General features: G+C 65.2%; 11 protein-coding genes and 1 tRNA gene. 3 read left to right on the top strand and 9 right to left on the bottom strand.

Translation table 11 applies throughout. The annotated features are described in order from the left end of the window. Positions 1–6 precede the first annotated feature (6 nt). The 9 genes from LY632_RS13765 to LY632_RS13725 form a co-directional block, all read right to left on the bottom strand. Positions 7–1152 carry an acyl-CoA dehydrogenase family protein gene (locus LY632_RS13765; protein WP_234091684.1) on the bottom strand — a complete coding sequence of 382 codons (1146 nt, stop codon included), beginning with the start codon at positions 1150–1152 and terminating at the stop codon, positions 7–9. A 48-nt stretch (positions 1153–1200) separates the two neighbouring features. Next, positions 1201–1584, bottom strand: a complete 384-nt coding sequence (locus LY632_RS13760; protein WP_370636541.1) for a RidA family protein — start codon at positions 1582–1584, stop codon at positions 1201–1203. A 2-nt stretch (positions 1585–1586) separates the two neighbouring features. Further along, a complete protein-coding gene (locus tag LY632_RS13755) occupies positions 1587–1898 on the bottom strand; it encodes an I78 family peptidase inhibitor (protein ID WP_234091683.1) in 312 nt (103 codons plus the stop codon). Positions 1899–1909: 11 nt separating this feature from the next. Further along, on the bottom strand, positions 1910–2407 hold the full coding sequence (locus LY632_RS13750; protein WP_234091682.1) for a hypothetical protein: 498 nt from the start codon (positions 2405–2407) through the stop codon (positions 1910–1912). Between the two features lie 5 nt (positions 2408–2412). Further along, positions 2413–3918: a CoA-acylating methylmalonate-semialdehyde dehydrogenase gene (locus tag LY632_RS13745; RefSeq protein ID WP_234091681.1), complete on the bottom strand. Its 1506-nt coding sequence runs from the start codon at positions 3916–3918 to the stop codon at positions 2413–2415. Positions 3919–4053: 135 nt separating this feature from the next. Continuing rightward, on the bottom strand, positions 4054–6087 hold the full coding sequence (locus LY632_RS13740) for an FAD-dependent oxidoreductase (protein WP_234091680.1): 2034 nt from the start codon (positions 6085–6087) through the stop codon (positions 4054–4056). Positions 6088–6179: 92 nt separating this feature from the next. Continuing rightward, positions 6180–6527, bottom strand: a complete 348-nt coding sequence (locus LY632_RS13735) for a CoA transferase (RefSeq protein WP_234091679.1) — start codon at positions 6525–6527, stop codon at positions 6180–6182. Next, entirely contained in the window at positions 6425–6862 is a 438-nt protein-coding gene (locus LY632_RS13730; RefSeq protein WP_370636540.1) for a hypothetical protein, read from the bottom strand. Before LY632_RS13730 ends, LY632_RS13735 begins: the two co-directional genes overlap by 103 nt. 28 nt (positions 6863–6890) lie before the next feature. Next, positions 6891–6981 (bottom strand) — tRNA-Ser (locus tag LY632_RS13725). Between the two features lie 239 nt (positions 6982–7220). On the opposite strand from LY632_RS13725, the gene LY632_RS13720 reads away from it, so the two are divergent. From LY632_RS13720 to LY632_RS13710, 3 genes are all read left to right on the top strand, one after another. After that, a complete protein-coding gene (locus tag LY632_RS13720) occupies positions 7221–8024 on the top strand; it encodes a DUF1134 domain-containing protein (protein ID WP_234091678.1) in 804 nt (267 codons plus the stop codon). 111 nt (positions 8025–8135) lie between these two features. Beyond that, positions 8136–9314, top strand: coding sequence for an aromatic amino acid transaminase (locus LY632_RS13715; RefSeq protein ID WP_234091677.1), 1179 nt, complete (start codon positions 8136–8138; stop codon positions 9312–9314). Beyond that, positions 9315–9860, top strand: coding sequence for a GNAT family N-acetyltransferase (locus LY632_RS13710; RefSeq protein WP_234091676.1), 546 nt, complete (start codon positions 9315–9317; stop codon positions 9858–9860). The last annotated feature ends 5 nt before the right edge of the window (positions 9861–9865 follow it).

Here is a 9865-nt window from a genome sequence, read left to right as displayed (position 1 = left end):
GGCAGGTCATTGCCGCAGCAGGTCCCGCCCGACGATCATCCGCATCACCTGGTTGGTGCCTTCGAGGATCGAATGGACCCTGAGGTCGCGCCAGAAGCGTTCGATCGGATAATCCTTGAGATAGCCATAGCCGCCGAACAGCTGCAGCGCGTCGTTGACGATCTTGCTCCCGCTGTCGGTCGCCAGCCGCTTGGCCATGGCGGAGAAGCGGCTCTTGTCGGGCGCGCCGTCGGTGACCTTGGCAGCGGCGAGATAGAGCAGGGCGCGGGCCGCCTCCAGCTCGGTCGCCATGTCGGCCAGCATGAACTGGGTGTTCTGGAAATCGGCCACCGGCTGGCCGAACTGCTGGCGCTCCTTGGTGTAGGCGATGGCTTCGTCGAGGCAGCGCTGCGCCCCGCCGAGCGAACAGGCGCCGATATTGAGCCGTCCGCCATCGAGCCCCATCATGGCGAAGCGGAAGCCTTCGCCTTCGTCGCCGACACGGTTGGCGACCGGCACCCGCGCGTCCTCGAAGATCAGCTGCGCGGTGGGGGAGGCGTTCCAGCCGAGCTTGCGCTCGGGCGCTCCAAAGCTGACGCCAGGGGTGTCCTTGTCCACCACCAGGCAGGTGATGCCTTTCGACTTGTGGTCGCCGGTGCGGACCATGCAGACATAGACGTCGTTGACGCCGCTGCCCGAAATGAACTGCTTGGTGCCGTTGAGCACATAGTGGTCGCCGTCCAGCTTTGCGCTGGTCTTGAGCGCCGCCGCATCGGAGCCGCTGCCCGGCTCGGTCAGGGCATAGCTGGCGATCTTCTCCATGGTGACGAGGTCGGGCAGGTACTTCGCCTTGACCTCGGCCCCGCCGAAAGCGTCGATCATCCACGCGGCCATATTGTGGATCGAGATAAAGGCGCTGGTCGCGGGGCAGCCATAGGCCATCGCCTCCATGATCAGCGCCGCCTCCAGCCGGCCGAGGCCGATGCCGCCGCTTTCCTCGCTGACGTAGATCGCGCCGAAGCCGAGTTCGGCGGTCTGCTTGATCACGTCGCGCGGGAAGTGGTGCTGCTCGTCCCATTCGGCGGCGAAGGGGGTGATGTTGTCGGCAGTGAACCGCTGCGCCATTTCCTGGATCGCGAGCTGGTCGTCGGTGAGCTGGAATTGTCCGGTCATGACCTTGGCTCTAGCGCCGCAAAAAGGGCGAGGGAAGGGCTGTGCGGTCTAGTCCGGAACGATTGCTTCGGCCTCGATTTCGACTTTCCATTCCGGTCGGCAAAGCCATGCCACGCCTAGCATTGTTGCGGCCGGCGCGGCCTCGCCGAAAAAGCGCGCATGGACCGCGCCGACGGCGTCCTGATCGGATGAGTCGGTCAGCAGCATTCGCGTGCGCACCACATTCGCCGCGGTGCCGCCCAGCTGCTCTATGGCCCGCACGATCAGTGTGCAGCACCGCGCAGCCTGATCGGCGGCATCGCCACGGGTTGTGGAACCGTCATCCTCGATCGGTCCTGTTCCGGCAACCACGATCCGGTTGCCCTCGCGAACCGCGCGGGAAAAGCCGAACTGTTCCTCATAGGGCGAGCCGGATTTGGCACGCTGGCGCATCGTCAGCCGCAGCGGATCGACGTGATGTTGTACTGCTCGTCGTAGCTGACGCGCACACGGTCCGGGCGATAATCCATCGTCACCGCCATGCCCGGCCCAACCCACTGGAACATGCGCGCACCGGTCGCGGCGACGATCTGCTCGCCCACCGTCTTGCTGGCGTATTGGCCGATGTACTGCTGCGCGCCATCGGCATTGCAGGCGCCATCGTCGCCCGGCATCTGCTCGGTCGGCGGGGCCGGTTCGCCCGGTTCAGCCACGGGTACGCAGGCCATCGCCAGCGCCGCGAACGGGAGAATTGCCAGATGCTTCATGATTGCCTCCATCATCCGCAGCGCTTGCGCCGCATCGCCTGCCCCGCGCCATAGCCGCTCTGTTCGCTCGCCTCGAGGAACTTGCCTCCATCAACCAGCGCCAGCCGGAAGCGTTCCTCCCACTTCTCGCCTTCGCCTTCCATCGAGAGGTTGAGGATGACGGTGTTCTCGTCCGGCTGCTCGAAGCCGTTCACCACGCCGGTCGATTCGTAGAACTGCACGCTGTTGGTGCCGACGCGGATGCGCAGATCGGACTGCGCGCTGCAATCGCCGTCGACGAAATCCCACGTGCCCTGGAACTTGGCCGGAACGGGCTTGGGCGCGCCGAGCTTCGCCATCGGGGCCTTGGGGCCGGGCTTGAGCGAACTGGTCGGCGTCGCGTCAGGTGCCAGCGGCTGGCCGGTGCCGATGCGGTCGGCAAAATCATCCGCCGTCTCTTGCGGCTCCGGCTCGGAAGAGCAGGCGGCGAGGGCCAACAAACTGGCGGCGATCAGGAAATGGCGACCCATCGGCTCTATCCCATCGTCGGAATGACGAACGCATTGCTACCGTCCCCGCCGCCGTCTGGCCAGCGCTGGGTGACCTTCTTGGTCTTGGTCCAGAAGCGCAGGCCCTCCATCCCGTACTGGTCGATATCGCCGAAGCCCGAGCGCTTCCACCCGCCGAAGCTGTGATAGCTGACGGGGACCGGGATCGGCACATTGATCCCGACCATGCCGACATTGACGCGGCTGGCGAATTCGCGCGCGGCGTGGCCGTTGCGGGTGAAGATGGCGACGCCGTTGCCATACTGATGCGCGCTCGGCAGCCGCAGCGCTTCCTCGAAATCATGGGCGCGGACGATCTGGAGGACCGGGCCGAAGATTTCCTCCTGGTAGCTGGTCATGGCGGGCGTCACCCGGTCGAGCAGGGTCGGACCGACGAAGAAGCCCTTCTCGTAGCCTTGCAAGGTGAAACCGCGCCCGTCGATGACGACCTCGGCACCTTCTTTTTCAGCGGTGTCGATCCAACCTTCGACCCGCGCCTTGTGTTCGGGGGTGACGACAGGGCCGTAATGCGCGTCCTTGTCGGTCGAGATGCCGACCCGCAGCGCGCGGATTGCCGGAATCAGCTTTTCGCGCAGGCGGTCGGCCGTGTCCTCGCCGACAGGGACGACAACCGGCAGCGCCATGCAACGCTCGCCAGCCGAGCCGAATGCGGCCCCGGCAAGGTCGTTCACCACCTGGTCGAGATCGGCATCGGGCATCACCACGCCGTGGTTCTTGGCCCCACCGAAGGCCTGCACGCGCTTTGCATTGGCGGTGCCGCGGGCGTAGATATACTGCGCGATATCGCTCGAACCGACGAAACTGATGGCGGCGATATCGGGATGGTCGATAATGGCGTCGACCATTTCCTTGTCACCGTGCACCACCTGCAACAGCCCCTCGGGCGCGCCAGCCTCCAGGAACAGTTCGGCCAGCCGCACCGGCACGCTGGGATCGCGCTCGCTGGGCTTGAGGATGAAGGCGTTGCCCGCCGCGATCGCCATGCCGAACATCCACATCGGGATCATCGCCGGGAAGTTGAACGGGGTGATCCCCGCACCGATACCGAGCGGCTGGCGCATCGAATAGACGTCGATGCCGGGACCTGCGCCTTGCGTGTATTCACCCTTGAGCGCCTGGGGGATGCCGCAAGCGAATTCGATCACTTCAAGCCCGCGCTGCACGTCGCCATGGGCGTCATCGACCACTTTGCCGTGTTCGCTGGACAACAGCTCGGCCAGCTCCTGCTTGTGCAGTTCGACCAGCCGCTTGAACTCGAACATCACCCGGGCGCGCTTCTGCGGGTTGGTCGCGGCCCATTCGGGCTGGACCTTCTTCGCGGCCTCGACTGCCTGCGCCAACAGCGCTGCATTGCCCAGCGCCACTTCGGCCTGCACTTCGCCGGTCGACGGGTTCCAGATCCGGTGCTTGCGAGTGGGGGCAGGGCTCTCACCCCCAGGTCCCTTGGCGATAAAGTGATCGACCTGGCGCATGATTATTCCTCTCCGATATTCGATCGTGTCGCGCGCGCTCTAGCGATGCCTGGCCGCGAATCCAATGGCAGAGGTGATACCAGCCTCGATGCAATCACGCATCCGTGCGCATCCGTCGGTTGGGCTGGCGTGTGCCTAGGCCGCCACCGCCAGTTCGGTTGCCTGCTGGATCGCGCGCTTGGCATCGAGTTCGGCGGCTTCGAAGGCGCCGCCGATCAGGTGCGTCCGGACCCCGGCCGCGACGAGGGCGTCATAAAGGCTGCGCTCAGGCTCCTGTCCGGCACAGACAATCACCGTATCGACATCGAGCACCGTCGGTTCACCGCCGATGGTGCAGTGGAGCCCGGCATCGTCGATCTTGCCGTACTCGACACCCGAGACCATCCTGATCCCCCGCCGCTGAAGCGTCAGGCGGTGGGTCCACCCGGTGGTCTTGCCCAGTCCTTGGCCCACGGGTGTGGTCTTTCGCTGCAGCAAGGTCACTTCGCGGCCATTGCTGGCGACCTGCGGTTCGATCCCGGTCACCCCGCCGCGCGGATGGTTCTTGAAATCGATGCCCCATTCGCGGGCGAAGACATCGATATCGAGCGCCGCGCTGGTGCCTTCATGACTGATCAGTTCGGCAACGTCGAAGCCGATCCCGCCCGCCCCCATGATCGCGACCTTCCGGCCAACTTCGGCTTGCCCCCGGATGACATCGATATAGCGGACCACCTTGGGGTGATCGATGCCTTCGATGCCGGGCGTGCGCGGGTTGATCCCGGTCGCCACCACCACCTCGTCGAAGCCCTTGTCCTTGAGCATGTCGGCATCGACCCGCGTGCCGAGCCGAAGCCTGACGTCGTGCACCTCGATCATCCGCGCGAAATAGCGCAGGGTTTCGTGGAACTCTTCCTTGCCCGGAATGCGCTTGGCGAGGTTGAACTGGCCGCCGATCTCGTCCGCCGCGTCGAACAGGGTCACGGAGTGCCCGCGCTGGGCAGCAATGGTGGCATAGGCGAGACCGGCAGGCCCGGCTCCGACCACCGCGATGCACTTGCGCGCAGCGGCAGGCTCGATGCTGATATCGACCTCCCGGCACGCCCGGGCATTGACCAAGCAGGATGTCAGGCGTCCGGTGAAGGTGTGATCGAGACACGCCTGGTTGCAGGCGATGCAGGTGTTGATCTGGTCCTCGCGCCCGTCGAACGCCTTGTTGACCAGTTCGGCATCGGCCAGCATCGGTCGCGCCATGCTGACCAGATCGGCATCGCCCCGTGCCAGCACCTCCTCGGCCACATCGGGCATGTTGATCCGGTTGCTGGTGATGAGCGGGATGCCGAGTTCCCTGCGTAGCCGCCCGGTCACCTGGGTGAAGGCCGCCCGCGGGACCATGGTGGCGATGGTGGGGACGAAACTTTCGTGCCAGCAGAAGTGCGTCGAGATGACGTCCACGCCCTCGGCCTCCAGCGCCCTGGCGAGGCTCACCACCTCTTCCCACGCCATGCCGCCCTGCAGCATGTCCATCGCCGCAATGCGGAAGATGACGACGAAGTCCTCGCCCACTGCCGCGCGTACCGCGCGAACCACCTCGACCGGGAAGCGCATGCGGTTTTCCCACGTGCCGCCCCATTTGTCTGTGCGGAGGTTGGTCTTCTCGACGAGGAAGGTGGAGATCAGATAGCCGGCAGAGCCGATGATCTCGACCCCGTCGTATCCCGCCTGCCTCGCCAGCCGGGCGCAATTGGCGAAGGCTGCGATCTGCTCCTCGATGCCTTCCTCGGTCAGCTCTTGCGGCTGGTGCCGCCCGATCCGGGACTTGACGCCTGAAGGCGAGACGCAATCGGGCGTACCCGCCAACGGTCCGGTGTGTAGGATCTGCATGACGATCTTAACATCGGGCACAGCGTCATGCACTGCGTCCGTCACTTGCCGGTGCATCGCAGCGTCATCGTCGTCGAGCATCTTCGCGCCGAATCCGGCGGTCGGATGCGGGCCGATCCCGCCGGTGATGATCATGCCAACGCCGCCCTTGGCGCGCTCGACGAAATAGGCCGCGAGCCGCTCGCCGGCGTCGGGCAGGTCTTCCAGGCCGGTGTGCATCGAACCCATCAGGATGCGGTTCTTGACGGTGGTGCGCCCGACCTTGAGCGGCGAAAAGACGTGCGGATAGCGCGGGTGTGCGGTCATCGAGGAAATTCCTGCTGGTCGGTTGCTGAATCAGATAATCCCGCGAAGTCGCAGTTCGTCAAGCGCATCGGGACCGAGGCCCAGCAGTTCGCCTAGACCTCCGTATTGTGCTGGCCCGGGAAATCCGGAGCGCGGCGGCGCAAGCCGGACGGCGTGTCGGACAGCTTGGGCATCGGCGCCTGCATCCGGTTGCTGCCGTGTTGCGGGTGTTCGACCGATATCAGTGCGTCGCGTTCGGCGAAGTGAGGCTCGGCCAACATTTCCTTGCCGGTGTAAACCCGCCCGGCGGGGACCGAATACTCGATCATCAGCGCTTCGAGCTGGTCGACCGTGAGCGTCAGCGTCCAGCGTTCGATCCGTTCGTCCAGTTCAGCCTGATTTTGGCCGCGCGCGGCATGGGTGGCATAGCGCGGATCGCGCGCCAGCTCCGGTTCGCCCATCGCCTCTGCCAGCCGGGCGAAGATCGCATCGCCATTGCCACTGCGCCCAGTTGGTCGATCCTGCAGGCCAGGGCCCGCTCTGCGCCGCGCTCATTGAGTGCCAGTCCGATCCGCGTCACGCCCTCGGTCATGCCGAGCGCGGCCACCACGTCTTCGGCGTCGGCCATCTGCGGCACGCGCCTGGGATTGACGAAGCTCGCCAACTCGATCCGCCTCGCGCCATAGCCGGTGGCGCGGCGGATAAGCTCGACCTTGTCCGAAGTCGAGACAGTCGCTGCTTCGTTCTGCAAACCGTCTCGCGGGCCGACTTCGACGATCTCGATGGAGCGGGCCATGTTTCACGCTTTCCAAGCGGGAAAGAAATGGCGGAGACGGAGGGATTCGAACCCTCGGTACCCAGTTCGAGTACGGTTCCTTAGCAGGGAACTGGTTTCAGCCACTCACCCACGTCTCCGCATGCGCGCTGGCCCTGCCAACGGGCGGCTGCGAGGGGCGCGCTATAGCTAGGGGTCTGGCGCGGGGCAAGGGGAACAATGCGCCAGGGGCAAAGCAGGCCGAATTCGATGGAATGGCCGTGAAATCGACTCGCCTTGCCGCATTTTCGATTCGCTTCGTCGTTCGTTCATTGCTGCGTAAGGGCAGAAGGATTCTTTTGACGCGCGAGGGGCATGCAGCTCCGAACCAGGATCGAAAATGACTACGCTGATGCGCTCCATCCGCTCGACCATCGCCGCCGTTGCGGCCTGCCTGGCCATGGCAGCGGCTCCGCTGGCCGCGCAGCCGGTCGAGACGATCGATCCCAACAGCGCGATCGATGGCGATCTGGCCGAACAGCCGGGCGAGCCTTCGGTCTATGCCGCGCCCGCCGATGCTGGTCCGACGTTCGAAAACCGGGTACCGGAAGACGAAGCTCCGGTTGCGCCCAGCTGGTCCAACCCCGGCGAAGTGGAAGGCTGGAGCGCGCAGACGGTAACCGACCCGACCAGCACCGCCGGCGCGCAGCAGGTCGAGAAGACGACCTATGGCGAGGACGACCTGATCGGTGCAGCCGAGGGGGTGTTCGGCAAGGGTGCCGAAGGTCTCGCCAAGATGATCCAGAAATTGCTCGCCGAGCAGGGCGAACCCAACGGCTATATCGTCGGACGCGAGGCGGGCGGCGCATTCATCGTCGGCGCCCGCTATGGTTCGGGTACGCTGTTCCACAAGGTCGAAGGCGAGAAACCCGTATACTGGACGGGCCCTTCGATCGGTTTCGATGTCGGGGCCAACGCCGGCAACACCTTCGTCCTGGTCTACAACCTCTATGACACCGAAGAGCTCTACGAACGCTACCCGGCGGGCGAGGGGCAGGCCTATCTGGTTGGCGGGGTCACCGCGAGCTACCTGCGCAAGGGTGACGTGGTGCTGATCCCGATCCGCGTTGGCGCGGGGCTGCGGCTCGGCGTCAACGCCGGTTACATGAAGTTTTCCAAGAAGCAGCGCTGGCTCCCGTTCTAGATGCCGGGGCATCGGGCCTTCTGGGCGCACTAGAAAAATCGCGGCCGACGAAGGCCGGATCGATACGAATTCAGGTTGCGAGCCTTGCCCCACGCGGGCAATAGCCCGCCCATGCTCGACGCTCTCCAAACCCAAGCCCCCGACGCGCTGCTGGCGCTGATCAAGCTCTATGCCGCCGATACGCGGGCGGACAAGATCGACCTCGGTGTCGGGGTCTATCGCACCGACGACGGTGCGACGCCCGTTTTCAAGGCGATCAAGCTCGCCGAACAGAAGCTGGTCGATGAGCAGGATTCGAAGGGCTACCTCGGCCCGGAAGGCGACCTGGGTTTCGTCAACGGCTTGATGCCCTACATCTTCGGCGCCGATGCCACCATGGGCGGACGGATCGAGGGAATGCAGACCCCGGGCGGGACCGGCGCGTGCCGCCTTGCCTTCGCGCTCGCCAAGAAGGGCGGCGTCAAGCGTGTCCTGATGGGCGTGCCGAGCTGGCCCAACCATGCCCAGATCCTCGCCGATCTCGATCTGGAGGTTGTCGCGTTCGAGCACGCCAGCGCTGACGGCAGTGCCAATCTCGATGCCTTGCTCGGCGCGCTGGCCGATGCCGGTGAGGGCGACGCGGTGCTGATCCATGGCTGCTGCCACAACCCCACCGGTGTCGATTACAGCGCGGATGACTGGGCGGCCATTACCGACGTGCTCGCGACCAGCCCGGTGCTGCCGATTGTCGACTTCGCCTACCACGGGCTCGGCTACGGGCTGGACGAGGATGCTGCCGGAATGCGCGGGCTGCTGGCCCGGGTGCCCGAAGCGCTGGTGGCCTATAGCTGCGACAAGAACTTCGGCGTTTATCGCGACCGGGTGGGTGCTTTCTACGTCAAGAGCGACACCAAGGATCACTTGCCGGTGGCGATGTCGAACGCTGCGGCGCTGGCGCGCGCCAACTGGTCGATGCCGCCTGACCACGGTGGTGCGGCAATCCGCCTGATCCTGCGCGACGAGGACATGACCCGGATCTGGCTCGACGAGCTCGCAAGCATGCGCGCGCGGCTGCGCTGGGTGCGCGAAAGGTTGACCCAGGCCGACAATGAAGTGCCCGGTCTCGACCTGACCGCACTGGGCCGCCAGAGCGGAATGTTCGCCATTCTGCCGCTGGGCAAGGAACAGATCCAGCGCATGCGCGACGAGCACGCAGTCTACATGGCCGGTTCGGGCCGCATCAACGTGGCTGGCCTGACAGTCGGCAATATCGACAAGTTCATTTCCGCCCTGGCAGAAGTGACCGCTTGAATGGAACGGCAGCCGGTCCTCGAAGGAGAGCGGCTGCTGCTTCGGCCTCTGGGCGAAGAGGACTGGAACGGGCTCTTCGCGGTCGCCTCTGATCCGCAGGTTTGGGCGGTGCATCCGGCAAATGACCGGTGGCAGGAACCTGTGTTCCGCGCTTTCTTCGCCGATGCGTTGGCGCAGGGCGGGGCGCTGACGGTGATCGAGAAGTCCAGCGGCACCATCGTCGGCTCCTCGCGCTTTCAGGGCTACGACCCCGCTGATGGCGGTTCCGTCGAGATCGGCTGGACCTTCCTTGCGCGGCGGCTGTGGGGCGGGGGCTACAATGCCGAGATGAAGCGGTTGATGCTCGAGCACGCCCTGCAATCTGTCGAACGGGTCGACTTTCGTGTCGGCGAAACAAATGTCATCTCGCGCCGCGCCATGGCCAATATCGGCGGCGTGCTGACGGACCGCGAGGACATCACCGTGATGGCCGGGGTGGCGCATCGCCATGTGATCTACGAAATTACCCGCGACAGTTTTGCCGCGGGCCCCTTGGCCCAGGACTAGGTCTC

The sequence above is a fragment of the Erythrobacter sp. SDW2 genome, assembly GCF_021431965.1.
Classification (GTDB): domain Bacteria; phylum Pseudomonadota; class Alphaproteobacteria; order Sphingomonadales; family Sphingomonadaceae; genus Parerythrobacter.
The sequence above is the reverse complement of the archived record's forward strand: the minus strand, read 5'-3'. Positions and strand labels throughout refer to the sequence as shown.